The sequence below is a fragment of the Laspinema olomoucense D3b genome, from assembly GCF_025370785.1.
Taxonomy (GTDB): Bacteria; Cyanobacteriota; Cyanobacteriia; order Cyanobacteriales; family Laspinemataceae; genus Laspinema; species Laspinema olomoucense.
Map to the genome: position 1 here is coordinate 1 of NZ_JAMXFA010000008.1, position 26,003 is coordinate 26,003.

Below are 26,003 nucleotides of genomic sequence, written 5' to 3' on the forward strand. Positions count from 1 at the left end.
CTCCCCTATCTCCCCTATCTCCCCTATCTCCCCTATCTCCCCTATCTCCCCTATCTCCCCTATCTCCCCTATCTCCCTTATCTCCCCACCTCCCCTCACAGTCCGTAAAATTGGCCTTCATGCAAGATCACCTCACCATGTTCGGGGACCCAAGCTACCCACTCGTGCTCGCCGCATTTACACAGTAGCAAGGCTTGATCTGCACTGTATTCGCTGGGTTGTTCGAGTAACTGCACCCAGGTATTGGGTTCCGGTTCCTGCCATAGAATTTCCCGCTGGGATGTGGGGATCCATTCGGGCGATCGCAAATAGACTTTTTCCAATTCTTGTTTAACTAGGTCGAGTTTCATAATTTTTTACCTTTTTATGATCACGGTGACCCTGGATCCAAAAGCTAGATCTGGGGTGTGCCTACATGGGTTATGTAATATTTTTGTCTGTAACAATTGTTACAGATATGATTTTTAGGCGTCAAGCAAAGTTAGTAGAACTTAACAATCCTGGCCCTAAGCGCTGGATATCGCGCTGAAAAATCCCCTGGTTCACTCCAGGGGAGATGGGTTTAAAGGCACAGGAAGTCAGGAATGGGATGATTATCGGGGACAAAGAACCTTTCCTTGTCCCTAAATTGAGGCAATGCCTAGGCATAAATCCCGATGAAAATTTGAGAAAAAAATAAACAGTTAATAATCACTTTATTTTTAATCACTAACTCTATATTCTGGAGATTGATAATTTTCAGTTACCAATCTCTAACTTCCCTAAAATTGCTAAAATTTTGCAATTCTTATTTTTTCAGCGGGTTTTCCCCACAGATTCCACAACGATTTCCACAGGTTATCGGGGGTTTTCCACAGGTTAGGGAGAGTTTTCCCCAGGCGATCGCCGTCGAGTTCTCATCTTTTGGTTGAACTGGGGATTAAGGTCAAAAAATGACGGACGGCGATCGAGGGAGGAAATTTTGTAAAGTTGTGTAACAATAAATAGCTATAATCCTGATTCTTTCGTAGCTTCAAGGGACCTAGAACGAAAATCTTAACATTTCGCAACGTTGACAACTCCACCCCTTCTGAGCGCACAATGAAACCGCCAACCTAAAACAAAAGGGTTTCTCGTCATTGCAGCTTTTAAAAATAAGCAGCCAGCATTCTTATCGAAAAGCTTTAGCTCGCTCGTTCCAGCTAAAGCGGAGTGCCGCAACCCGAATGAGAGTAACACCGGCTTGAATCAAAGCGGGTGGGGATTGGTAAAACGTCAACAGCTACGCGGAACGCGCACGGAGGTTTCCAGAATGAACGCAAACGTCAGCATCCTTGCAGAAATTCCAGAAGAACTGCATCAATCCCTTAAAGGGTATTTAGACTCTCACCCCGACTGGGATCAAGACCGGGTGTTTGCGGCAGCCCTGTCTCTGTTTTTGTTACAAAATGGGGATAATCGAACGCCCGAAGCCTCAAAAAACTATCACCAAGCGGCTAGAGTGTATCTGGAAACCCTGTTTCAGCATCCGGTTTAACCTACAAAGGTGAGGGAATTTGGGTTGAGGGATCGGGAGAGGAAACTGCCGCCGAGGCAGGGATCTCCTGAATCCGGGCAAACCGTTGGGGAGAGGGGTGATGCCAGATTACCAGGCCGATCAAGAGCAAATGAAGAGAAAAGAGCATTACTTGGAAAGGTCAAACCGCATCAGTGCAAGGATGAGTCATCGTGCTACCTCGCCAGGGGTGAGCCCTTCCACCGTTCAAGCCCTAGGGTGAATCTATCATGATGTAGCAAGGCGATCGCACCGCATCCCATCTCAACCCACTGAAATTGACAAAGAGTAGCTGCCGGGGGGTGGATCTAGGATTGTAGAGGGTCCATGCCTGCATCGGAATGAGCTCCCCGTCAAATCAGAAATGGATGCAATGGATGCTTGCGGTGGTTTCCCCCCAGGTGGGGGTGCAGTCATAACACCAGACACAGATGAGGTGAGCTGGAGAGATTGCCTAGGCCCCTCTATAGCAACTCAAACAGCCGATTCATCAACATGGGGGTCCCTGGGAAAAAGGCGTTTGTTTTTCGTACAGACGCCATTGAGTCCCGAATGAGAATGAATTGAAACGTAGCGACGATCACATCTAAATTTGGACTAGATTTCCTCCGGTGCATCTTCGGAATCACCACTTTGAGCTTCAAACTTGTATCCCACTCCGCGCACCGTATGAATCAGCTTGGGATAGATGCCATCCCCTTCAATTTTGCGGCGGATTTGGCCGATATGCACGTCCACCACACGCTGATCCCCCACATAGTCATAATCCCAAACTTCTTGAAGCAGTTCAGATCTACGCCAAACTCGGCCTGGATGAGAGGCTAAAAAATAGAGTAGATCAAATTCCAGGGCAGTTAGGAGAATGGGACGAGCCGAGATAGTCACCTCGCGACGCACCGGATCGATGCTCATCGTTCCGAAATCAACGGAGGGTTGTTCTGCAACCTGGACAACCCGTTGACGCTTCAACAGCGCCCCGACCCTAGCACCGAGTTCGACGAGACTAAAGGGTTTGGTAATATAATCATCTGCACCTAAATTAAATCCCCGGATTTTATCAGCTTCATCCGTGCGACTGGTCAGCATTAAAACGAAAACACCCGTGCGCTTTTGCATCGCTTGGCAAAGCTGATAGCCCGTAGTATCGGGTAAGTTAACATCCAGAATCACCAAGTCTGGATTAAATTGCTCGAAGAGTTCGAGCGCTTTTTTTCCATCTTCAGCCGACTCCATTTGATAGTCTTGCTTACTTAAAAAGCGATGGATTAAATTCCGGATCGCCGGATCGTCATCAACCACAAGAATCTTGGCAGAGGCCATAGCTACAACTGTGCTGGTGTGAACAGGTCAAGAGTTATCATTCAGCCTGACATGATGAGTCAGATAGAGGGTCTAACTTGATTAAGCCAATCAGGGTGAATTCAAGGATCCACTATAATCCCTTTATAGAGTATTGCCCAAATGATTGATTGGCAACAAATGAGGCAAATTCAAAGGAAACGGGACGTCCTCCTTTAGACCCTGCCTAGAGTGCTGTTGTCACTCCCTCCACCTCCACTGATTTAGCGGATCTTGAATCGCGAAGGGTATCGCTGACTATACAACAGATCCACCCATTGCTACTAGAGGGAGTTGCTCAGTAGCAATGGGAGCAAGGAGTTCTCGATAAAATAGATAGAGGGGTAGTTAGGGAATAAAGCCATTTGTGCGCAATTCGACAACCAGACCACTCCCCCAAGAAAAATTGACTTAAAAACAGTCAAGATGATATTCAAACCTTACGATAGCTTAAAATTTACGATTGGGGGATTACGTTATAACACACAACAGGGTCAGGGCGTAGCATTTTGAGGAAGAAGTGCAACCGGGTAACCCCTCCCCGGTGATTCTGTTGCGCTATCAGTTGGCCTTGGGATCCGGAGATTTGCCAAACATGAGGGGGGAACCGGGGTTCCCCCCTCAAATTTCTCCCGTCCATTGCTTCACCCTGGTTGCGGTGCAGTTTTGAGGCAAAAGGGTGGAGGTATCCAAACGGGATGCTGGGAATTTAACCCTTAAAAAAGTACCTCTGGCCGATCGCGCCACAATGGGATAGGCGAGCGATCGCCTAGGCTGTATGGCCTGCGGGGTATGAGTTTCGCAAATCCCGCTAATTCCAGAGATAATAGAGGGGAGTTTTTCTCATTCCTAGTCAATCACCGCCCAAGACTTCGCTAACCAGTATCCCTTGAACCCAGTCCTGGGACCTCTGCCTTGGTTGGAGTCGTGAGTGGGGTGTTCTCAAAAGCCCCTTCCGGGACAGGAGGGCGATCGCGCAGGCTCAGTCCAATCCGCCTTAGGGGAAGCATCCTGGAAGCCCCGTGGCTGCCTCTGGAAGCCGGGGGGAAACAGGAAGTAGAACCGGAGGGACCCGATGGGGTACAGCGGACTCACGTCCCCCCTCATCAATCCACGACTCCAAACCCTGATTCAGAAGTGAAAGACCCAACGCGAACCGTTGGAATTCGATGCCAGATTTAGGGAATTATCCCCCAGATTGAACCGTTGAATCTGACCACTGACTCAGCTTTTTACGGACAGCCGTATTTTCCTATAGTTTTGTCCAGTCTCAAAAAAGTCAAGTCATCTGGTGTGATTCATGACAAAATATCCTGGCACTCTTTGTCCTATCCCGCTCATCCAACGCAACTTATAGCGCTTTTGAGTCGGCTGAGGTACAGATTGTAGCTGGATTCAGTGCCTCCCTTGGGAAGGTCAAATTTTTGGATTTGGACCTCATCACTCTGGGAAGGGCCAGGGATGATGTCCACTGCACAGTCCTGTTGTAGTTAAAAACGACAACCCTCGCATTCTCACTCAATCTTAAAAGGCAAGGGATGATCTGACCCCACAGAAAACTGCGGCAGTTTAATCCGCCCACTTAACTGGATGAATGCAGGCTTTAAAGGGTCTACATTCAGAGGGACAGAAACAGTTTGAGCAAGTCTAGGTGCAACCCTGGTTTCCTGACTGACTGTGACACCGAATCCCGCTGTTGACAGAGTTTTGTTCTTCCCAATACTCACGCCTCTCGTGGAGTGCGGTTCTCCTAATATCCTAGTAAAAGATTAGATGAATAGTAATGATTCCCAAAACAATTCTCCTTTGATTCTGTTGGTAGATGATGACCGGACAACGCGGATGATGCTGCGGCGGGCCATGCATAATGAAGGGTATCGAGTGGTAGAGGCAGCCGATGGTATTGAAGGGTTGGAACTGTACAAGCAACTCAACCCGGATATCGTGCTGCTGGACGCCAAAATGCCGGGGATGGATGGTTTTACCTGCTGTACTCAAATTAAGGCGATCGCCGGTGGGTTAGGTATCCCGGTGTTAATGATTACCAGCTTAGAAGACGAGGATTCGGTTGATCGCGCATTTGAAGCCGGTGCGACAGACTATATTACCAAACCCATTCATTGGGCAGTCTTGCGACGGCGCGTTCAGCGGCTTTTACAAGAAAAACAAGCTGAACGTGAAATCCTCAAAGCACTGGAGCAAGAACGAGAACTCAATGAATTGAGGTCCCGAATTGTGACAATGGTCTCCCACGAGTACCGTACTCCCCTGACGGCGATTTTATCTTCGGCAGAATTGCTTGAATGTTATTGGCACAAATGGGATGAGCAAAAACGGCTTAAACATCTCGAACGGATTCAATTGGCGGCGACTCATTTAACGCAGTTGGTTGCAGATGTGTTGTCTATCAATGAGGTTGAATCAGGACAGATTGAGTTTAATCCGGCTCCGGTGAATCTTAAAAACCTCTGTCAAGAAGTGATTGCCGAATTGCGGCTTGCTCCTGGTTCTCTACATCAAATTAGGGTAAGCCATTACGGGGATGATTTGGAGGTTGTTATCGATGAAAAGTTAGTACAACAAATGCTAATTAATCTTCTTTCTAATTCTATTAAATATTCTCCTAAAGGAGGGGAAATAGAACTAGAATTAATTTACTATAATCCGAGTAATTTGACTGAGGAGAAAGGGTTATCATTTACGGAGGCCGAATTTAAAGATATCGATTCACCTGTAACCATTTTTCGCGTAAAAGACCAAGGACTTGGGATTTTACCCCACGAACAGGGCCAAGTTTTTAATGCGTTTCACCGGGGTAGCAATGTGGGGACCATTCAGGGGACGGGTTTGGGCTTGGCGATCGCCAAAAAATGTGTGGAATTACATCGCGGAGAGATTACCATTGTCAGTGAAGTGGGTGTGGGGACGACGGTTACCGTTACTCTTCCTTCTAGGACTTCTGCATCACCCTTGAACCCCGGTTAGCGATCGCACCTTCTAAGCAGAGGAGAAACCGGGTTTTCTACCCTCTTTTGGCCTGAAATCAATCGCTGTTCTTTTACAGCAACCCGGTTTCTAGCCGAATATAAATCAATCAGTTAGTCCTAACTTCCCGTTTTCCAAGCCACCTCCTACCCTGGGGAGTGGATATCATTTCTGCTCAAACCATTTCAGAAAAGGCTATTATTCCCGGTGAGGATGCTATTTTTCCTAAACCCTGCTCTGTGACTTCTGCCTTGTGGGGATGAGGGGGTTGGCAATCTGGGGGGATGATATCCTGTTTAACAGTCTCTTTCCCTCCCCTAAATTTGACTTTTTTAGGCTATTCTTTCTATCTTTATCAAAAATTTATTGATTTGGGGATAAAAATTCCTACAATTAAATCAGTCCAAAAATTAGGGGGTTCTTGAGTCCAGTGCATCTGGAAGAGAACCCAGCCGATCGCTAACCGAGCAGCGGTAGGGAAGAAGGGCGAATACTTTTAGCTCGAAGGTTTCTGAACCCCTCCCCCAGGCGAAAACTCAATCTAGTCAGGGGGTTCCGGTCAAGAAGAATTCCCTAAAAAGCCCCAATTAAAACCCCTGGATCCGAGGATGAGTGGGACCTTTATTTACACTTACATAACCTGGCTCAAAATGATGAAAACACCTGGAAAAATTATTTTAGCGATCGCCTCAATCTTTAGCAGTTTTACCCTAATTCAAACAGTCCGAGCTGTGCCCGCCAGCCAGCTCAACATTCAAATAGAAGGTATCACCAATCCCCGAGGCAATATTTGTTACACCATTTTTTCCCGCAGCGAGGGATTTCCTCGGGATGGGACGAAGGCGCTCAAAGCCGAATGTTCCCCCCTTGAAAACCTGCCTGTGACCCTACGCATCGATGGATTAAATGCGGGCAACTATGCCCTAGCAGTCTTTCACGATGAGAACGCCGATGGACAACTGAATGCGAATGCGGTGGGTATTCCCCGCGAAGGATTTGGATTTTCCAATAATCCCCCCATCCTGACTGGTGCTCCCAAATTTAGCGAAGCTACCTTTTTCGTCGCCGGACAAACTACAACGGTTCGGATTACGATGAAATATTTGCTCCGAATCTAGGCTCAATTGTAAAATACATTCAAAAGATAACCGGGGGAGCTTACCCTAACCCTGAATGCCACTCTGGCGGTTTCTTCACTCCATGAAGTGGCCTTTCAATCACAACAAGGCAAGCTCTTGAGCGCAAAATTGTCAGTTTTAGTTCCGCGTGGGGAACCGTAAAAGTTTTCCCGGGAATGGAGGCAAGGCAATTTCCAGGAGTCGCAGGAGGGTGAAGCGATCTATCATGAGGGGCATCTCAGGCAAAAGTTAGGAAAAAATCAGCAGTTGTTGGAGGCTAAATTTATGCAGCCTATGTTTAAATGGCTCGGTATTGTGACAGCAATGGGAATATGGGGGATATCCATGCCGTTACCCGGATTGGCGATTCCCAATGATCCCACAGGGGGCATGGATTCTGGAGAGGTGACTACTTCTCCCGACATCCTAGAATCGCTACAGCCGCCGGTTACCCCTAGGGCAACTCCCGAGAGACCCCCTGAAAGCCCTACATCGACCCCGGGGGCGACTCCCGAAAGAAGCCAAGAACCGGCAGCAACCCCGACAGTGCAGGGGGAAACGGTGGAGCCCAGACCGGCACAACAGGCGACGAGTGAGGTGGAGACGTTACTCTCCCGGGGTCAATTTTTGTTGTCGTCCAAGCAATATGAAGAGGCGCTCAAAACTTATGACAGTGCGCTGGAGTTAAATTCTAATAATGCTGATGCCTGGATTGGACGAGGCATGGTGTTAGAGCAGTTGGCGCGTTATGATGATGCGATCGCCTCGATTGACCGGGCGACGGAAATTAGTCCGAATTATTCTCTGGCTTGGCTCAGTCGGGGGATGGTGCTCAAACAGGCGGAACGCTTTGAGGATGCGTTAACGGCGTTCGATCGCGCTTTGGATGGGAATGGACAGTGGGGGGACAACCGCGCCGCAGATGCCGCCCTCAACCGGGGTTCGGTCCTCTGGCAACTCGATCGCCGGGATGATGCTCTGGCTTCTTTTGATCGGGCGCTCGAACTGGATCCTCTATTTTCCCTCGCTTGGTACAACAAAGCTACTGCACTCCTGCTCCTGGGTGAATTGGAAGCAGCCGTGAGCGCCTATGATAGCGCCATTAGCAGTAATGGTGAGTGGGGTTTATCCACGGGTCCCGCCAGTGCCTGGTACAATCGCGGTTTGGCACTAGAGCAGTTAGAGCGGTACGATGATGCGATCGCCTCCTATGACCAAGCTCTGCGAATTACCCCGAACCATACGAAGGCTAGACAGCAGTTGGCTCGCTTGCGTCAGCAGGCACAGTAGGCTAAACAAACGGGCGGGGGTTGGAATCCCCGCCCGTTTTTTAAGGAAGCCAGCCCGGACGGAGGCCCTCAAAGGGTAACTCTTCCGGTTTGTAATCTAAGGGCTGGTTGGGGGGGGCGCTGGGATCCAAGGGCAGCAGCCAGAGCCGACTTCTGGCGATCACCTCCCCGGAACTGGTGCGAACTGCATCCACTGGGGCTTGATTGGCTTGGGGGGCGGCGCTGACAATTTGATCAAACAGCAACCCTAACCCATCCGGGGCCAAACTGAGATGAATCTCTCGTTGCTCCGGTAACAAAACCAGGGGTTGCAGGTCCCCGGTTTCTAAATTAATGGCGGCGATGTAAGGTTCTTCTCTATAAATTTCCCCTTCTACCAATTTCGTAAGCAAACAATAGAGGGTGTTTCCTTGGGGCCCAAATTGGGCGCTCAGAAATGAACCTTTAATGCGGAGTAGTTCTTTGCTGACTCCCGTGGTGGTGACTAAATAGAGCGATCGCGTGTAGTCGGTGTTGAATTTCACCATCGCCGCCGCACTACCATCAGCCGAAAAGCTCAAGACTCGCCCAAATTGGGGTAGAAAATCTACGGGTTCGGCTTCCGGTTCTAGAGGCAAAATGGCTAATCCCTGTCCCTGGGCGATCGCCACGGTTTGACTATCAGGAGTAATAATAAAATCCCCACCCGGTTCGTTTTGGAGGGGTTTGGGTTGCTTTCCTTCCTCTATTTTCCAGAGCCCAAATTGTCCCGGGTCCTGTTTGTTGATCCGCTGCACCAGAATGGTTTTACCATCGGGGGAGAGGTCAAAGCTGAGGTTTTGATAGTTCTGGGAGTCTAATATCTGTTCGATTTGACCCGGTGAGTTGTCACGGCGGCTGGATTTTCTGCCTGGGGTTTCTGGGACGATGCCGGTGGTGACGGTGAAGAGTCGTTGCTCTAAAAGTCCTTGCTGGGTAGAACGGGAGTCGATCGCCGAAAATAAGAGGCGATCGCCCTCGGGATAGGGTTGATAATCCAAAACTGTAATTTCTTTCGGGGTCAGAATGGTTTTTTGGCTTTTGCTGAAGTTGTAAAGAATTAACCGTCCCCGTTCTTCCGGGGAGATTCCGATATAGACTAAGGCGCGATCGCGGCTTTTAAACTCCCCCACAAATGGCTCAATCAGGGTTCCCTCTTTTCCCGCTTCGGCGAACCGTTCCCGCGCTTGGCTAAGTTCCAGTTTAAATTCCATCCCATAAGGCACTCCTTGGGTGACGGTGTATGCCATCCGCCTCCCCGCCCAACTGATTTTACCCGGCACTGGCGGTTCGATTCTCAAGTTATCTTCCACACTCTGGCGATCCATCGGACGGCTGAAGGTCATGATAAAGGCGCGATCGCTGGCACTGACTTGTTTATTTTGCCAGCTAAATTCCCGTACTCGTGGAGCGGTACTATCCCCTCCAAATAAGAGCAGGGCGATCGCCACCGTCAGCACCGCAATCAGGGCGATCGCCGCACGATCCAGCGGTTGGGAGAAATTTTTCTGGAGTTGGTCGGCACTGAACATCGGTTAAGCTTTAATGTTTAGAGTTTAGAAGGTCTGACTTGAGGGAGCCGGTTGTCGGACTTACGCCTCTTTTCTATCTTTCTCTATTGAGTAAGCACAGCAGTAGATGAAATCCACCTATCCGATGGACTCAAATCCCCCCTCTTGCGTAAGTCTTCGGGTTTAAACCCCGGGGAATCAATGCCTACCCATCGGATTTGGAATGCAAATTCAACTGTTTTAATTTAGCATTCCCATCTGACTCCCTCCAGATTATCCCTCTACAAATCGTGGGAACCCGTTTTTCCCGTAGGGAGGGACTGACGAGAGCGTGAGGGTTTGTGGTTAAGGGAATTACCCCTACAAAGTGGCGGTTGTTGATAGCCTAGGTCTCAACTCGTCCGAAAGATTAATTTTTAAAAGTGGGAGTTAAAGTATAAATACTTGAGAGTCTGCTGAAGTTAAGCAGAAAAGGGAGTTTAATCAGGGGACATCCCTAAGTATCATTACTTATTTAGGAAGACCCAAATTTTAATTTAACCTCAAATTTTACCCGGAGTCCGGGGATGTTGACCCGGGTAAGCGGTCACTGTGACCCTATCATAGAGTAAACTCGATGATATCCATCATTAAAATCAATAGTTCCCTCGCTCAACCCCTGCACCCCCCAAAGCCCTGTGTAGATGAGGTTATAAGAAGAAATTAGATCACAAATTATTAAGTGTTGTGTAGCACTCTCTTCCTTTTGGGACGGAATAACGATACTCTACTCCCAAGAAGATTAAGAAAACATGAATCTGTTCCAGCACTACCCCAGAGCAGTCCTGAAACTTATCAGGTAAGCATCAAGGGCAGACTGTTCATTAACGGCTCATATTAGGAAATGCGGATGGCTGATTTACTTTTGACAACCGTTTGGTTAGTACCGGGCTATGCCTTACTCGGCACACTTCTGGCGAGCGCTTGGTCACCGGGAATGATCCGAAAAACAGGACCGAGACCCTCGGGCTATATTAATTTAGTCCTAACATTTTTCGCTTTCAGTCATAGTTTGTTAGCGTTAACGGCAACCTGGAATCAACCGGCGCAACAGATATCTTGGACTTGGTTGAATGCTGCTGGTTTAAACCTAACCCTAGATTTAAAAATATCTGCCTTGACGGTAGGTGCAATGGCATTAGTCACGGGATTGAATCTGCTGGCGCAGATTTTTGCCGTGGGATATATGGAAATGGATTGGGGTTGGGGTCGCTTCTATGCCATGTTGGGAGTATTTGAAGCGGGACTATGCGCCCTGATTTTGTGCAATTCCTTATTTTTCACCTATGTCATTTTAGAAATCCTTACCCTGGGCACTTATTTATTAGTGGGATTGTGGTTCTCGCAACCGTTAGTAGTGACGGGTGCAAGAGATGCTTTTCTAACAAAACGGGTGGGAGATTTAATCCTACTGATGGGGGTAGTGGCTTTATTACCGTTAGCAGGAACCTGGAATTTTGATAAATTAGCGCAATGGGCGCAAACGGCTCATTTAGATCCAAAAGTCGCTACTTTGTTGGGGTTAGCATTAATTGCGGGACCCTTGGGGAAATGTGCTCAGTTTCCGTTGCATCTGTGGTTGGATGAGGCGATGGAGGGGCCCATTCCCAGTACGATTTTGCGGAATTCCGTGGTGGTGGCGACTGGGGCCTGGGTGTTGGTTAAATTACAGCCGGTGTTGGCAATGTCGGAGATTGCCACGACGACGGCGATTTATATTGGGGCTGTGACAGCAGTAGGGGCTTCCGCGATCTCCATTGCCCAAATTGATATTAAGCGATCGCTCTCTTACTCGGTGAGTGCATACATGGGTTTAGTGTTTATCGCCGTGGGTACGGGCGAAACTAAAACCGCGCTGATGTTGCTACTTGCTCACGCGGTGGCGATGGCACTGTTGATTATGGCTAACGGGGGGATTATCTGGAATACGATTACACAAGACCTCACTCAGTATGGGGGACTGTGGTCTCGCCGTCCGATTTCGGGTTTGGCATTTCTGGTGGGAGTCGCGGGTTTAGTCGCATTACCTCCATTTGGCGGATTCTGGGCGTTGCTCACAATGGCGGAGAATCTGTGGCCCACTCACCCGGAGTTGGTGGGGGTGTTGGTGGTGGTGAATGGCTTAACGGCATTTAGTGTGATTCGCGAGTTCGGATTGATTTTCGGGGGGAAACCGAAACCGATGACGGTGCGATCGCCTGAAGTACATTGGCCGATGGTCTTACCAATGGTGGTTTTAATGGGGGTAACCCTACATATTCCGTTAATTTTGATGCAATGGAATCTGCTGCCGGACTGGGCGAACCTGAATATTCCTGTGGCGGGAGTTCTGGTTGGGTCAACGGTAGTCGGGGGTGGATTGGGTGCATTCGTTTACATGAGCGATCGCATTCCCAAACCCGTCAAATTTGGTCCCCAATCCGTCCAAGACTTTTTTGCTTACGATTTTTACACCGCTAAGTTGTACAAACTGACCATTGTATTTGCAGTGGGATTTGTTTCCCAGATTGTCTCCTGGTTTGACCGCTACATTGTCGATGGATTGGTCAATTTAGTCGGCTTATTTACCCTCTTTAGTGGCCAGGGGTTAAAATACAATGTTTCCGGCCAAACCCAATTTTATGCCCTGACTATTCTGTCGGGAATTGCTGTGTTAGGGATTTTACTCGCTTGGCCGTCTTTGTTAAAGATTTTCTTGATTTTTAACTAGCGCCCTCTGGTACAATAGGATGAATGTCATAAGTTCGATATATGGATCAGCCCTCATGCTTAGTTATTTAACTTTAAGCCGGGGCATCGCCTCATATTTCTAGCTAATCTATCCTGGTACAATTCGCAAATTTAGCGCCTAAAACCCAAACCCGCAAGTTCATGAGCAATTCCATCAGCCCGACTCAAATTTCCCGCCGCAATTTACTCAAATTCGGAGCAGCAGCGCTGGGGACTAGCGCAGTTACGGCGACCCTTTCCTGCGTTTCTACCTCTAAAATGCAGGTGAATCAACCCTCGGCGGTTCCGGCCAATTTATCCCCAGATGATGCCTTAAATCTATTAATGGAAGGCAATCAACGGTTTGTCAGCGAAAAACGCATCAATCCCCACCAAAGTTTTGGCCGAATGGCAGAAGTAGCAGAACATCAAACTCCCTTTGCGGCGCTTTTGAGTTGTGCGGATTCGCGAGTCCCGGTTGAGATTGTCTTTGATCAAGGATTTGGGGATTTATTTGTGGTCCGCCAAGCGGGAAATGTGGTGACTCCCGAGGAAACTGGGAGTTTGGAATTTGGGACGGCTGTTTTGGGTTCAAAGGTCATCATGGTATTAGGTCATGAACGCTGTGGTGCGGTCAAGGCGGCAATTAAAGGGGGTGAATTTCCGGGTAAAATTGGCAGCTTAGTGGCAGCGATCGCCCCTGCATTGACAAGTATTGAAGGACAGAATGGTGACCCCCTAGAAAATGGGATCAAAGCTAATGTTTCTTGGCAAGTCAATCAATTGAAAAAATCTCCAGTAATTTCTGAATTAATCGCCGCCGGGAAATTAAAAATAGTGGGCGGTTACTATGATTTAGATACCGGAGAGGTTGAGGTACTCAGTTAAACTCTACTTGCCTCGGTGCTTCTATTGTTCATTCACGTTTGAGGAGCTACAAAGGATAACGCCATGCTAAGTCTATTAATTGGATTACCCCTTTTGGGTGCAGCGATCATTGGATTTTGGCCGTCCAAGGGGTCGCCTACGCAATTACGCAATATTGCCCTGGCAGTCGCCTTGGGGATTTTAGCTTGGACGGTGGCGATCGCCACTCAGTTTGATTTAGCCTCCCCGGGAATGCAATTCCAAGAAAATTTACCTTGGATTCCCCAGTTAGGGCTCAACTATAAATTAGGCATTGATGGGTTATCTTTCCCCCTGCTTGCCTTAAGCGCATTTCTCACCTGCATTGCGATTTATGGTCGGGGTGAAACTGTGGAGCGCCCTCGGCTATATTATCCCCTGATTTTCCTCGTGAATGCCGGAATCACCGGGGCATTTATAGCACAAAATTTGTTATTATTTGTGCTGTTTTATGAATTAGAGCTGATTCCTATTTACCTCTTAATTGGAATTTGGGGGGGGCAAAAGCGCGGGTATGCGGCGATGAAATTCCTGATTTATACCGCATTGTCTGGGATTTTAATATTAGCTGGATTTTTGGGAATAGCCTGGTTAAGCGGGTCCAGCAGCTTTGATATTGGAGCGATTTCCACCCAAAATTTATCCTTAACCACCCAACTAATTTTACTGTCTATTCTGGTAGTGGGATTTGGGATTAAAATTCCCCTGGTTCCCTTGCATACTTGGTTGCCCGATGCTTATGTCGAAGCGTCCCCGTCGGTGGCGATTCTCCTGGGGGGAATTGTGTCTAAATTAGGGACTTATGGATTAATCCGATTTGGGTTGCAACTGTTCCCGGAAACCTGGTCACTCGTTGGCCCTGTGTTGGCCATTGTTGGGGTGGTTAGTGTCATGTATGGTGCTTTTAGTGCGATCGCTCAAAAGGACATCAAGCGCATGGTTGCCTATAGTTCCATTGGACACATGGGCTATATTTTAGTTGCTGCCGCCGCCGGAACTCCCCTCAGCTTGCTTGGTGCAGTTACCCAAATGGTCAGTCATGGATTAATCCTAGCCATTCTCTTTTATATCGTAGGCATCATTGAGCTCAAAATTGGTACTCGCGAACTCGATGTTTTGAATGGATTAATGAATCCTAATCGCGGATTACCGCTCACCAGTGCCTTCCTAATTTTAGGGGGGATGGCAAGTGCGGGAATTCCCGGATTAGTCGGATTTATTGCGGAATTCATGGTATTTCAAGGCAGTTTTTCCGTGTTTCCCGTGCAAACTTTACTTTGTATTATTGCCTCGGGTTTAACTGCCGTTTATTTCGCGATTTTAATCAATCGCACCTGTTTCGGGAAGCTGGATAATCAGTTGGCATATTATCCGAAAGTATTGGCAGTCGAACGAGTTCCCGCTTTGGTATTGGCGATTACTATTTTTATATTAGGTATTCAACCAGCTTGGTTAGTGCGGTGGAGTGAACCGACAACTACAGCAATGGTAGCTAATATTACTCCCTCTCATCCCGCGCAAATTGCTCAAAAAGTGAACTATTTCGCACCCTAAAATCAATTAGAAACTTGCAGGAGTGGGAGCATCTCGCTCCCTTGCTGCACTCGGGAGGGAGACGCTCCCACTCCGGCGTTCTGGACTCATCATGATTTAGACGCGCTATAATTTAGTGAAAAAGCCGCCTTAATTGCCTTTTTTTGACTGTTATTCCAGAAAACCTCTAAACTATGACAACTGCAACTTCCACAAAACTTCCCCCCTCTACCCATGAATTTGCCGATATTATTCATCGGTTAGAAGCCGGTGGCGCAATGTTGCCGGATAATCCAGAAAATTTGAAGCAAATTATCGGCATTTATAAAGCCTACGCTGTACCGATGGACTTTTACTGGCGCGATTTGCTTTATATTGCCCAAGAAGTTTTTTTAGAACCTTTTAACTTTTTCAAATACTTCCTCCCGAAAGAGTATTTAGAACTGCATAATCACTATGCTGGCGATGATGCAGACTTGCGAATTTGGCGGGGAGAAGCAACAGCACATCCGGAACTCTTAGCATTTATGGAAAAAGGGGAATTAAACAAAAAACTCCCCCGCTTATTCCATCATTGGTTCCACGATCGCGTTAATATGGAATTTGCCGAAGCCTGTATGCGAGCGATGTTGTGGCATGGCAGAGATATGGGTTGGGGGAAATTTGATGGCTATCTCGATAGTGACGAGTACAAAGCCAATGCGGATGTCGCGATTAAAGCCTATTTTCAAGGCAATCCCGTGATGTTGGGACTCTATAAACTGTTTCCCGAAATGTTTTTAGAACAGGTGAGACAACTGTCCTATTATAGTAATTTGGGATTGTTCTGGGAAGTGATGGCCCCCGTCTTTTTTGAAATGTCTGATCTCTATGATGAAGGCAAACTCACCACCGTTCCGGAAGCGATGAATTTCCTTGTCAATGGCATCTTTGCGATCGCGGGACGTCCCATTTACCATCACGTGCATATTCGCGGCAAAGTTTACGAAATTATCCCCAAATCTAAAGGCTTTACCTGGTTATATGAAGCCGCCTTACCCTACGTGGAAGCCGTGTTTTATCGCACTGCACCTTTCCGAGGCACTAAATCCTATAACGCCCAAGCTAAACAAGTCCCAGATGAGCAGAAAGACTTCCATTATGGCATTTTATATGCCGATGTCTTTCCCGTGGGAACGGCAGGAATTCCCCCCACCTTATTAATGCAGGATATGCTGCATTTCCTCCCCCCCTATTTGGTGGATTATTATCGCCAATATTGCCGGGGTGAGGATGATATGTTGATTCAGTTGGGAATTAGTTTCCAGCGATCAATGTATTGTGTCACTTCCGCTGTCATTCAAGCCTTACGGACTGCCTTACTCTATCCCTTAGATGATCCAAATCCGAAGCATTTGATGGCAAATCGTCAGTTTTTTGAAAGCCAACTCGATCGCTTTAAACGTCCTGAATCCCGGATCCGGGAGATTCAAAGTCAGGATTATCGATAAAGCTCCAAAGTCACATTGTGAGAGTGTTAAAATTCTCAGGATGATTTAAACTGCCGATAAAATTAAGGGTGCGTCATTTGACGCACCCTTAATTTTATCCCATTAAAATCACGTTATCAATCACATGAATTACCCCATTATCTGCTTCCACATCAGCCATAACAACCGTGGCATTTTTGACTTCAAATCCGCTGGAACAATCTATGGAAATGGGAGACCCTTCCACCGAGGTAACGGACTTTAATTTTGCTAAATCGGCTTGCATCAATTTACCGGGGACGACATGATAGGTTAAAATTCGGGCTAATTGAGGAATATTTTGTAACAGGGTGTGAATCGTTCCCGGAGGCAATTTGGCAAAGGCGGCATCGGTGGGAGCAAAAACTGTGAAGGGACCGGGGCTTTTTAAGGTTTCGACTAAACTTGCCGCCTGCACCGCAGCCACAAGGGTTTTAAAGGAGTCATTGCTGACGGCAATATCCACAATATCGGGCATAAATTCACCTGGGTTTGTACAAAATGCTTTAAATTAATTGTATGATAAAGGGTGAAATTGTAGGGAAGGAATAGAAAAGTTAGGGAAGGGGGAGTTAGGAATAAAAAAAACCTCTCAGTGGGGACTGAGAGGAATGGAGGAGTGCAGGAGCTACCGGAAAACAGCGAGGGTTCTTCAATAGCTAAAAAATACTGTAACCAGGGGTTATGGAGTCGAGATGACAGCCGGATGACATTGGCGTGACAGTTGGGAAACCCCGGGGGCGATCGCCCTCCACGGCTGAGAAGAGGGCATTTGCAGCAAGGGGAAAAAACGGGTCCTAACTCTCACTCAGGCGATCGCGCAATAACTCATGAATAAATCGATACTGCTGCCATCCCACTCGCTGTAAAAATAATCGTTGGCTGACATATTCCAAAAACCGGCTATAGTTCCACGGAATATCCCCTCGGCGCCACAATATCAACCGCACAATTAAGTGCTTCATCCAGGGAATGCCCGTAATTAGTCCCGCAACTAATCCTAAAATAGGGGCAGTTGCTCCCATGAAAAACAGCACCGAGAGCAAATACATTACCCAACCTCCCGAAGGGGTGACAGCGGATAAAATTGCCCCAATCAGTTGAAAACTCAGGAAACCCAGGAGGCAACAACTCACCGAGGCGATCGCCGACTGCCACAGGGTACGGGGGGATGTGGTAGTCAGTTCAATATCTGACGCTTTTAAGGCAATAATTCCTCCACAGCTTAAAGCAATAATTCCAAATAATATCCCATAAATTCCTCCCACTTCCCATCCATAAATCAAGGCAAATAACCCAGCATATAGGATAATAAAAAGCCCCAACAAGGCAAGGGGATACTGTAACTGTTTCCCCGTGGGTTGCAACCGTAACGCCGGAAGAGATTCCGGGGAAAATATTCGTTGATTCCCCTCACCCATCACCCCTGAGAGCCAGCGCAACCATAGTTTGGTTTGTTCCGCCGGGGGTTCCGCTTTTCGGGAATAGATAGGTTTCTCCATCTCCCGAGACAGTTGCCGCCGAATATAAGCATTAAACACATAGCGCTGACGTTCATCTCTTGTCTTCAGGCGTTTCCAGGAATGAATTAAAATTTCCTCGTAGGCAACCGTCATCAGATTTAAGAATAAAGGAGTTTTGGCTAATCGGAATAATGTCGGATCAGTTTGGAGATTTTCCCAAAGTTCCCGACTGCGAGAGGCAAGCAAATATCTCTCAATTTGATTCATTGTCAAGGGTTGCACTCCGACTGCCGCATACAAGCGTAGACGAGTTTGGCGAAGTTGGTAAGTATCCATCCGGGTACAGAGTACCAAGGGCAGTGCCTGTCCATTTTGGCGTCTGGATTGGGCAATCTCTTTTAAACAATGTTCTTGACGCTCACCCTCCAGTTCGTCTAGTCCATCCAGGAGGGGTAACAAGCGATCCTCTGCCAACAATTCGCGGACGAGCTTCGGGTTAACATTATACTTGCGACAGACTTCTTCCTCGATCCAAGTGAGCAACGGGATCTGATCCCGCCAATGTGCTAGATCGAGGACAACCGGCACGGGTTCTAGCTCCTTTTGTCGGGCGCGATCGCATAAGTCCCCGGCTAATTCTAATAACGTTGTTGTCTTACCCGAACCCGGTGCACCCAGGATTAAGACAATCCCAGCGATCGCACCGACTTCCAAAGCACCCGTTTCCGGGTCCGCACGCACTCCCACCGCATTCAGCGCCTCTATCCCTGCTTGCTGGGGTGCTGCCACCTTTAACCCCTCCAGAATCCGTTGTTCCGCTTCTATTTTCCGCCTGGGGTGCTTCCCAATTTTCACCTCCACATCCCACAAGCGGGGGATATCCTCTGTGAGGGGTTCGCGCACCAAATATCGGTGTACAGCATAATGTAACGACTGCTGCTGTCTGGCGATCGCTTCACTTTCAACCGCTGCCAGTAACGCGGAACGCTGGGCGATCGGCGAGGATTGCCAGCCCTGCCACCGTTGCCATATACTCAACACCGTCGGCAATCCCGTCCCCAACGCCCACAAAAACACCGATGCAGCACTTAAATTTCCCTGAAAAGCCGGATTGAGGGACTCACTGACGAGGAGGAAATACACCGACACTGCCGCAATCAGAGGCAGAACCCCAAACAGCCAAAAACCCCGTTCCACCCTGCCACCGGGTAACCAACAGGTTAAGGCGCATAACAGTCCACATCCGAGGGTTAAAACCCCCAGCAAAATGCCTAGACTCGGTGGGGACGCCGCCGTGATGGCGATCGCCATACAGAAGAACCCATTCACCAATACCGTCAAAATCAAAATGAACGCAGGACTAATTTTTGGCATGGTAGATGCCTCTGTGCAGGTTATCGATTCTCAATTTACCCTCTTCTTGTCCAATAGTCCTCCCGAAGCAAGGCGATCGTCACCCTTAACCTTTCCTAACCTCCCCTTTCGGAGATATTTTGCTTTTTGTTAAGGAATCGAAACTTGCAACTAAATCTTGCCACACTGGTAAATAATCATCACCCTGAGAAACAACCGAGCTCTACCGTGGAATATGAGATTCGTTATAAACCCTCCTTTGCCACCCTGTTTGTCACCCTCAGTCCCGGGGAATCCATCACCGCCGAACCCGGTGCAGCCATCTCGATGGATAGCCGGATTGCCATCAAAACCCAATTTTCCGGCGGATTCTTCTCCGGTTTATTAAAAAAATGGTTTGGGGGAGAGAGTTTACTCGTTAACGTCTTTCGCAATCCCACCACTCACCCTTTAGAATTGGTCCTCAGTCAAGCCCAGATTGGGGATATGGCTTGCATGGAACTCACCCAGTCTAGTATCTGCTTGCAACCCGGGGCTTATATTGCTCATACCCCGGGGATAAAAATCACCCTCGGTTGGGCGGGATTTGCCAGTTGGTTTGCCCGCGAGGGACTGTTTAAGCTCAAATTAACTGGCACTGGACGCGTATTTTTCGGGGCTTATGGAGGCTTGACTCCCAAACGAATTAACGGCGAGTTTATCATTGATAATGGTCATTTAGTTGCCTATGAACCGACGATTAAAATGGGAATTTCTCTTTCTGGTGGCTTGTTTAGTTCGGCTTCATCCGGGGAAGGATTTGTCAACCGTTTAAAAGGAGAGGGAATTATCTACTTACAATCCCGAAGCGTGGAAGGCTTAGTCAAATTTTTAAACCCCCAATTTCGGTAATTTCAGCGGGAATGCTTGGACAACTATGAAGGTTAATATTTTACATCAACCGGACTGTGCGATCGCCCATCTCATCCTCAAACCCGGTGAAGATATCTTAGCCGAAGCCGGTTCTATGATTGCCATGCAGGGCGATATGCAAGTCAGCACCACCCTGCGCCGAGGCAAAGGTGGTGGCATCTTCGGCGGACTCAAACGCGCCATCGCCGGGGAATCCTTATTTTTAAGTGTATTTCGCGCCTCCTCCACCGGCGGCGAAATCTTCTTATCCCCGAAAATGTTAGGGGATATTTTCCACTATCAACTCCCAGAAACCGGCTTAATAGTCCAAGCCACCTCTTACCTCGCCTGTAGCGCTCAAGTCATCCTAGATATCGGCGTTCAAGGCTTTAAATCCTTCTTTTCTGGAGAAAGTTTCTTTTGGCTCGATATCAGTGGTCGCGGTGACCTACTTTTAAGTTCCTTTGGGGCCATTTATGAAATTTTTGTAGAAGGGGAATATATCGTAGATACCGGCCATATTGTCGCCTTTGAAAAAACCTTAACCTTTGAAATCACCAAACCGCCGGGAAGCAACTGGGTGAGCGCGTGGCTCAGTGGAGAAGGGTTTGTTTGCCGATTTAAAGGTAGAGGTCGTCTCTTTTGTCAAACCCATAATCCCCAAGCTTTCGGTCAATTTATCGGGTCTCAATTATCCCCACGTAGCGAATAGCCAGAGATTTTGAAAAGTGTCCTCAAGGAGATAAACATGAGCCATCCTATTGCCTATCAAATTGAACATTCCCCCTCCTATGCCTCCTTACGTTTTGACTTGCAGCCGGACCAAACAGTATTAGTAGAAGCCGGAGCAATGGCGGCAATGGATACCTGTATTAAGATGAAATTCAAAATAAAAGGGGGACTCCTAAAAGGCTTAGGCCGCATGGTGAGTGGCGAATCTTTATTTATTAGCGAATTTACCGCTCAAAAAAAAGCCGGTCAATTATTTATCTCTCCAGCAATTCCGGGAGATATTCAACATTATAGGTTACAAAACAATAGTTTATTCATCCAATCATCGGGATTTTTGGCTTCCAGTCCGACGGTACTCATTGATACAAAATTTCAAGGATTTAAAGGTTTTTTTAGTGGGGAATCTTTATTTTTAGTCCGAGCAACCGGCGAGGGAGATTTATGGTTCAACTCCTATGGTGCCATTGTAGAAATTCCCATCGCCGGGGACTATATTGTGGACACCAGTTATATTGTTGCCTTTGAAGATACCCTGAACTATCGCGTTGAAGTCTTAGGCGGATTATCCTTCCGAGGATTAAAAACGGGTATTCTGGGTGGGGAAGGGTTAGTTTGTCGCTTTCAAGGCACTGGGCGCTTGTGGGTGCAATCCCGCAGTTTATTCCCCTTCCTAAATTTTTTAAATCCGTTTCGCCCGTTGCAAAGTAATAGTAATAGTGGCAGTAACAGCAGTGGTGACGATTAGCCTTTTCACTCGGGGGGGGGGAAATTTAGGGTCCTGGATGGGCTATTCCGCTGGGGGGTCTGAGGATTCTCGGCGATCGCCCCTCCGTCCCTAGGCCCCATCCCCCTTCCCTCAAACCCCTCCAACCCACGGAAAATCAAGGGATTCGGGAATAATAAAAATTTTTGAAAAAAAGACTAGACAAATCTAAAAATTGTGCTACAGTAATAAAGGTGAAAAAACACCAAGGCTCAGTAGCTCAGTAGGTTAGAGCAGGGGACTCATAAGCCCAAGGTCGCAGGTTCAAATCCCGCCTGAGCCATTTACTATATAAGCGTTTCAGCCTCCATCCCATAAGGGTGGAGGCTATTTAACGTCACTCGACAGCATAGGGGTTGTAGCGTTAACTTACTCTATGTAACGGCAAAAAGTAGTTCAAATTTAGTTCAATGAAAAAACCAGTTTCCGAGTCAGATAGTCAGTTGGCTACCCTTGCTCAAGTAAATGCTGAACTAAAAGCAGCTAAATGTGGGGTCATGGTTTGTCTTCGTGGCGATCGCCTGAGCCTTCGTGGCTCCTTACCTCCCAAACCCAACAGTGGTCGAACCAAAAATCATCAGCAATATCTGGCCCTAGGGATATTTGCCAATCCCGCTGGTTTCAAACGAGCTAAATCTGAAGCGTTACGAATCTCAGGTCTCATCGCTTGTAAGGAATTTACTTGGTCAGAATGGTTGGAGCCTGAACTCGACCCTGATAATAGACCTATCTCAGATTGGTTGGACCGCTTCGAGCAAGACTATTTCAACAAACGCGCCAGGACCCCTAAGACAATAACCAGTTTCCAAGACTATCTCAAAGCCTGGGAACTGTTCAGTAATAAGCGATCGCCACTAACCAAAGATTCGATATTGGCTGCGGTTATTAAGTCTGACCCAGATTCCCGACACCGGAAACGCGCCTGTATTGCGCTGGGGGCATTGGCTAAATTTGCTGGAATCGACATTGACCTAAAACCTTACCAAGGAAAATACTCACCCTACACGGCAATAAATTCTAAAAATTTACCCAATGATGAGTTGATTGTTGAGTGGCGCAACATGATTCCCAACCCTGCATGGCAATGGGCTTATGGAATCATGGCAACTTACGGTATCCGCAACCATGAACTTTTCTATCTCGACACCAGTTTATTGCATGAACCCCCTGGGATTCTGATTGTCCTTCCTGGAGGTAAGACCAATAAACTCAGGAAAGTCTGGCCTTGTTTGGCTGAATGGTGGTCTGAGTGGAAACTTTGGGAAACTGACTTGCCCAACTGTACCGGCAAAAGTAACACCGATTTAGGACAACGAGTGACCCGAGCCTTTGGACGATATAATATTCCATTCAGTCCCTATGATTTGAGACATAGTTGGGCTATCCGAACTGCTGTTTATGGATTGGATGCTGCGATCGCCGCTCGAATGATGGACCATAGTGTTGACGTGCATACGAAACTGTACCATCGCTGGATTGGGGACCAGCATTTTCAACAGGCTTGGGAAAATATGCACCAACGTGAACGAACGAAACGTGAATCATAGACACGGCTTCCCAATAGACCGCGAGACAGTAGATTTCTAAAGGATTGTCCTAATAATTTCTTTAATTTCTGGAGTCATGGAAATTTGTTTAACTGTAACTAACTCATCAAATGATTTCCTGTCTGAATCTTCAGGTTTATTTGATGACTTTTCATAATAAATTTTCGTTATTCCTGCTGAAATAATCAATTTCAGATAATTCAGACAAGGTTCCCGTGTGACATAAATGCTAGAGCCTTCTGTTGCAATGCCATGTTTAGCTGCTTGGGCGATCGCATTCGCTTCTGCATGAACTGCCCGGGATGGTAAAACTTTGCTTTCAGTACAACTCTTTAACTCTGGATAACAGAATCCTTGTTCAGTGCAATGGGCTGTACCGGAGGGGGAACCATTATAACCTGTTGCCAAAACTTGTTTATTTTTCACAATTACTGCACCTACTGGAACAGATAAACAAGTTGACCGCATAGACACTAACTTTGTCAACATCAGAAAATATTCATCCCAACTTGGTCTAATAATTTCGGTAAAATATTTATCAGAGCGTGGAGATTTGTATGAAAATCAAAGTTTATCTGTTACATCCGGATGCAATTCTTCCCACTTATGCTCATCATGATGATTCCGCTATGGATTTATCATCGGTGGAATACGTCTTACTACATCCTGGAAAACATTTAGCGATTGGAACAGGAATTGCCATTCAACTCCCCCCCTTGACTGAAGCACAAATTCGACCCCGAAGCGGGTTAGCTTATAAATATGGGATTACAGTTTTAAATACTCCCGGAACGATTGATGAAGGTTACACAGGAGAACTCAAGGTGATTTTAATTAATCGTGGACAAGAGATATTTCAGGTACTTAAGGGGATGAGAATTGCTCAAATGGCAATTACTCCTGTTATCCGACCTGAAATATTCCCTCAATTAAGGAGCTAACCGACCTTTCCCAAGACGATTTTTCTTGTACCATGCTGCTATAGCCGGAACCCATTCCCGAAAATGGGGCCAAATCAACTGACAAAATTCCTGGCATTCCAACTGAGCATTAGGTTTTGACCTTAAATCTAGTATGTGCATAAAACTTCGGGCGTTCAATGAAATAATGAAGTTTTGCCGAATATCAAACGGAATAATTCCCCTGGCGTGTTCTTCTGAATAACCTTGGTCTATCAATTTTTGATAGTATTTAGCTGCCTCCAGACACCAATCTAAATCTTGTTTCCGTTGTTCTGGACTATATAAATATGTTTTTCCTTGTCTATCTGTGTAATAATCAACTGGGCGTAAATAAAACACCTCTTCAATATCTTTCAATCCTTTTGCTGCTTCAACAATCCTCCGACCTGAGTACCTACCAGATTGAACATCCATTGAAATTCCCACCCTGTGAGTCCTTATTTGTTGCATCACAGAATGAGGAAATAATCCACAGTTTAATACTATTCCAACGTGTTCTAAACATCCATAGTGTCCACGATCGCCAGATAGAAGACGTTTAACAATAATTTCTCCACATTTCTCCTCAGACGGCCATTTATCTTTTTCATCGTAGACAAATCCTTCACTATAATCTTGGTGCATTGCTGCATAAATTACTTGCTGAGGATTGGGAGTTTTGACAATTAATTCTACTCGAAATTTTTCCATTTCTGCTACAATTTTAGAAGGTGTTGGGTAAATCTTTATGACTACGAATCCATCAAATTCATCAAATTCATCAAATTCATCTAATTCATCTCCAAATTATGATGATGTTTGGTTGGAAGTAATCGCCGACATGGAAGAACGTCGTAAGTTAGGAATCAAAATTCATGGGCAACATTATGATGATGTTTTGAAGCAAGTAATCGCCGACATGGAAAAACGTCGGGAGTTAGGAATCGAAATTTATGGGGAACCCGTCAAAGTTGGTAGTTTTAAGTCCAAGCTATATCTCTACGAGGAAATCTTGGATTCAGCCGCTTACCTTAAAACTGACATTCTTTCGGGTCCCTCCTTAGATGATTATCAATCCACTGTACCTGCTGATGATTGTCGGTATCAATTATTGATTCTTGCTCAGAATCTGAATGCTAGTTCTGATAATTTACAAAATAATTTAGCTTTAGCTTTAAGATATATTGCTGCTATTGCTAAATCTCATGATATCAGATTAAGTCAGCTATCAGATTAAGTTAATTCAGCTAATTCTCTCAAGAGTTCTTTAGCTAATTTATTTCCTTGTTGCCATTGACTAAACCAATAATATTGTGCTACTTCTGGTGAAATTTCATCATCTTCCTCTACTGATGTTATTTTACCAGAAACACAACTCAATAAACATTCTTTTAAACTGGATAAATCTTGATTTATTGCTTGAACTACTGATAAGGCTTGATAAGCATAAACTGAACCCTGAAACTGGTAACTTGTAATGATAAAACTTGGGGTTTGAATTTGAATTATTTGTCTATTTATTTTAGTAATCATGTTTTTTACCACCAATTAGAGAACATCGCACGACCATCGATTACCACTTTTCTGGAGAGAATTTTTTTGTGGGGGTCTCCATTCCAATTTAAACTAGAGGAGCCATCCCAATTTCTTGCTTCAGTTGCTCTGATATATCTCCACTCTACAATTCCATCGGCTCCTGTCCATTGAACTGTATTAGTCCCTCTACGCTTCCTTCTGGTTTTTGCTTCATTTATATCAAGACTTGCAAGCATTTTTATCTTCCCGTAAATTTTTTATTTACTTCAACTGCTAATTGATTAGTTTT

General features: G+C 46.5%; 23 protein-coding genes and 1 tRNA gene. 16 read left to right on the forward strand and 8 right to left on the reverse strand.

The genetic code is table 11. The features are described from left to right. Positions 1-95: 95 nt before the first annotated feature. Positions 96-350, reverse strand: a complete 255-nt coding sequence (locus NG792_RS07510; protein WP_261199281.1) for a hypothetical protein — start codon at positions 348-350, stop codon at positions 96-98. Positions 351-1,291: 941 nt separating this feature from the next. Between NG792_RS07510 and NG792_RS07515 the strand changes: the two genes are divergently transcribed. Further along, positions 1,292-1,516, forward strand: coding sequence for a DUF2811 domain-containing protein (locus tag NG792_RS07515; RefSeq protein WP_015150167.1), 225 nt, complete (start codon positions 1,292-1,294; stop codon positions 1,514-1,516). Positions 1,517-2,131: 615 nt separating this feature from the next. Here NG792_RS07515 and NG792_RS07520 read toward each other — a convergent pair. Then, on the reverse strand, positions 2,132-2,854 hold the full coding sequence (locus tag NG792_RS07520; RefSeq protein ID WP_261199280.1) for a response regulator transcription factor: 723 nt from the start codon (positions 2,852-2,854) through the stop codon (positions 2,132-2,134). A 954-nt stretch (positions 2,855-3,808) separates the two neighbouring features. Between NG792_RS07520 and NG792_RS07525 the strand changes: the two genes are divergently transcribed. The 4 genes from NG792_RS07525 to NG792_RS07540 all read left to right on the forward strand — a co-directional run bounded on the left by NG792_RS07525 (position 3,809) and on the right by NG792_RS07540 (position 8,265). Next, positions 3,809-4,054, forward strand: coding sequence for a hypothetical protein (locus NG792_RS07525; RefSeq protein WP_261234996.1), 246 nt, complete (start codon positions 3,809-3,811; stop codon positions 4,052-4,054). 591 nt (positions 4,055-4,645) lie between these two features. Then, complete coding sequence (locus NG792_RS07530) at positions 4,646-5,857, forward strand: hybrid sensor histidine kinase/response regulator (protein ID WP_261234997.1); 1,212 nt, start codon at positions 4,646-4,648, stop codon at positions 5,855-5,857. A 650-nt stretch (positions 5,858-6,507) separates the two neighbouring features. Next, positions 6,508-6,975, forward strand: coding sequence for a DUF2141 domain-containing protein (locus NG792_RS07535; RefSeq protein ID WP_261199277.1), 468 nt, complete (start codon positions 6,508-6,510; stop codon positions 6,973-6,975). A gap of 285 nt (positions 6,976-7,260) precedes the next feature. Beyond that, positions 7,261-8,265 carry a tetratricopeptide repeat protein gene (locus NG792_RS07540; protein WP_261234998.1) on the forward strand — a complete coding sequence of 335 codons (1,005 nt, stop codon included), beginning with the start codon at positions 7,261-7,263 and terminating at the stop codon, positions 8,263-8,265. Positions 8,266-8,305: 40 nt separating this feature from the next. Here the strand turns inward: NG792_RS07540 and NG792_RS07545 are convergent, their stop codons facing one another. Continuing rightward, on the reverse strand, positions 8,306-9,814 hold the full coding sequence (locus NG792_RS07545; RefSeq protein ID WP_261234999.1) for a WD40 repeat domain-containing protein: 1,509 nt from the start codon (positions 9,812-9,814) through the stop codon (positions 8,306-8,308). Between the two features lie 868 nt (positions 9,815-10,682). On the opposite strand from NG792_RS07545, the gene NG792_RS07550 reads away from it, so the two are divergent. The 4 genes from NG792_RS07550 (at position 10,683) to NG792_RS07565 (ending at position 16,470) form a co-directional block, all read left to right on the forward strand. After that, positions 10,683-12,542: an NAD(P)H-quinone oxidoreductase subunit F gene (locus NG792_RS07550; RefSeq protein WP_261235000.1), complete on the forward strand. Its 1,860-nt coding sequence runs from the start codon at positions 10,683-10,685 to the stop codon at positions 12,540-12,542. A 161-nt stretch (positions 12,543-12,703) separates the two neighbouring features. Beyond that, entirely contained in the window at positions 12,704-13,429 is a 726-nt protein-coding gene (locus NG792_RS07555; RefSeq protein ID WP_261235001.1) for a carbonic anhydrase, read from the forward strand. Between the two features lie 63 nt (positions 13,430-13,492). Continuing rightward, positions 13,493-15,001, forward strand: coding sequence for an NADH-quinone oxidoreductase subunit M (locus NG792_RS07560; protein ID WP_261235002.1), 1,509 nt, complete (start codon positions 13,493-13,495; stop codon positions 14,999-15,001). A gap of 173 nt (positions 15,002-15,174) precedes the next feature. Then, on the forward strand, positions 15,175-16,470 hold the full coding sequence (locus NG792_RS07565; RefSeq protein WP_261199271.1) for a CO2 hydration protein: 1,296 nt from the start codon (positions 15,175-15,177) through the stop codon (positions 16,468-16,470). 94 nt (positions 16,471-16,564) lie between these two features. Here the strand turns inward: NG792_RS07565 and NG792_RS07570 are convergent, their stop codons facing one another. Both NG792_RS07570 and NG792_RS07575 read right to left on the reverse strand, forming a co-directional pair. Next, the gene (locus tag NG792_RS07570) at positions 16,565-16,966 is read right to left on the reverse strand and encodes a fasciclin domain-containing protein (protein WP_261199270.1); all 402 of its coding nucleotides are present in this window, start codon (positions 16,964-16,966) and stop codon (positions 16,565-16,567) included. Positions 16,967-17,285: 319 nt separating this feature from the next. Next, positions 17,286-19,325, reverse strand: a complete 2,040-nt coding sequence (locus NG792_RS07575; RefSeq protein ID WP_261235003.1) for an NACHT domain-containing protein — start codon at positions 19,323-19,325, stop codon at positions 17,286-17,288. A gap of 144 nt (positions 19,326-19,469) precedes the next feature. On the opposite strand from NG792_RS07575, the gene NG792_RS07580 reads away from it, so the two are divergent. The 5 genes from NG792_RS07580 (at position 19,470) to NG792_RS07600 (ending at position 23,237) form a co-directional block, all read left to right on the forward strand. Continuing rightward, complete coding sequence (locus NG792_RS07580; protein ID WP_317619409.1) at positions 19,470-20,195, forward strand: TIGR00266 family protein; 726 nt, start codon at positions 19,470-19,472, stop codon at positions 20,193-20,195. Positions 20,196-20,220: 25 nt separating this feature from the next. After that, the gene (locus tag NG792_RS07585) at positions 20,221-20,907 is read left to right on the forward strand and encodes a TIGR00266 family protein (RefSeq protein ID WP_261199268.1); all 687 of its coding nucleotides are present in this window, start codon (positions 20,221-20,223) and stop codon (positions 20,905-20,907) included. Positions 20,908-20,943: 36 nt separating this feature from the next. Beyond that, entirely contained in the window at positions 20,944-21,672 is a 729-nt protein-coding gene (locus NG792_RS07590) for a TIGR00266 family protein (RefSeq protein ID WP_261235004.1), read from the forward strand. A gap of 227 nt (positions 21,673-21,899) precedes the next feature. Next, positions 21,900-21,973 (forward strand) — tRNA-Met (locus NG792_RS07595). A gap of 127 nt (positions 21,974-22,100) precedes the next feature. After that, positions 22,101-23,237, forward strand: a complete 1,137-nt coding sequence (locus NG792_RS07600) for a site-specific integrase (protein ID WP_261235005.1) — start codon at positions 22,101-22,103, stop codon at positions 23,235-23,237. 36 nt (positions 23,238-23,273) lie between these two features. On the opposite strand, the gene NG792_RS07605 is transcribed toward NG792_RS07600, so the two are convergent. After that, the gene (locus tag NG792_RS07605) at positions 23,274-23,726 is read right to left on the reverse strand and encodes a deoxycytidylate deaminase (RefSeq protein ID WP_435387568.1); all 453 of its coding nucleotides are present in this window, start codon (positions 23,724-23,726) and stop codon (positions 23,274-23,276) included. Between the two features lie 68 nt (positions 23,727-23,794). On the opposite strand from NG792_RS07605, the gene dut reads away from it, so the two are divergent. Continuing rightward, on the forward strand, positions 23,795-24,178 hold the full coding sequence (gene dut, locus NG792_RS07610) for a dUTP diphosphatase (RefSeq protein ID WP_261235006.1): 384 nt from the start codon (positions 23,795-23,797) through the stop codon (positions 24,176-24,178). On the opposite strand, the gene thyX is transcribed toward dut, so the two are convergent. After that, positions 24,167-24,889, reverse strand: coding sequence for an FAD-dependent thymidylate synthase (gene thyX / locus NG792_RS07615; RefSeq protein WP_261235007.1), 723 nt, complete (start codon positions 24,887-24,889; stop codon positions 24,167-24,169). The two genes, dut and thyX, sit on opposite strands and share 12 nt — an antisense overlap. Positions 24,890-25,019: 130 nt before the next feature. Here thyX and NG792_RS07620 point away from each other — a divergent pair, with 130 nt between their 5' ends. Then, on the forward strand, positions 25,020-25,415 hold the full coding sequence (locus NG792_RS07620; protein WP_261235008.1) for a hypothetical protein: 396 nt from the start codon (positions 25,020-25,022) through the stop codon (positions 25,413-25,415). Here the strand turns inward: NG792_RS07620 and NG792_RS07625 are convergent. Beyond that, entirely contained in the window at positions 25,412-25,711 is a 300-nt protein-coding gene (locus tag NG792_RS07625) for a hypothetical protein (RefSeq protein WP_261235009.1), read from the reverse strand. The two genes, NG792_RS07620 and NG792_RS07625, sit on opposite strands and share 4 nt — an antisense overlap. Positions 25,712-26,003: the final 292 nt, after the last annotated feature.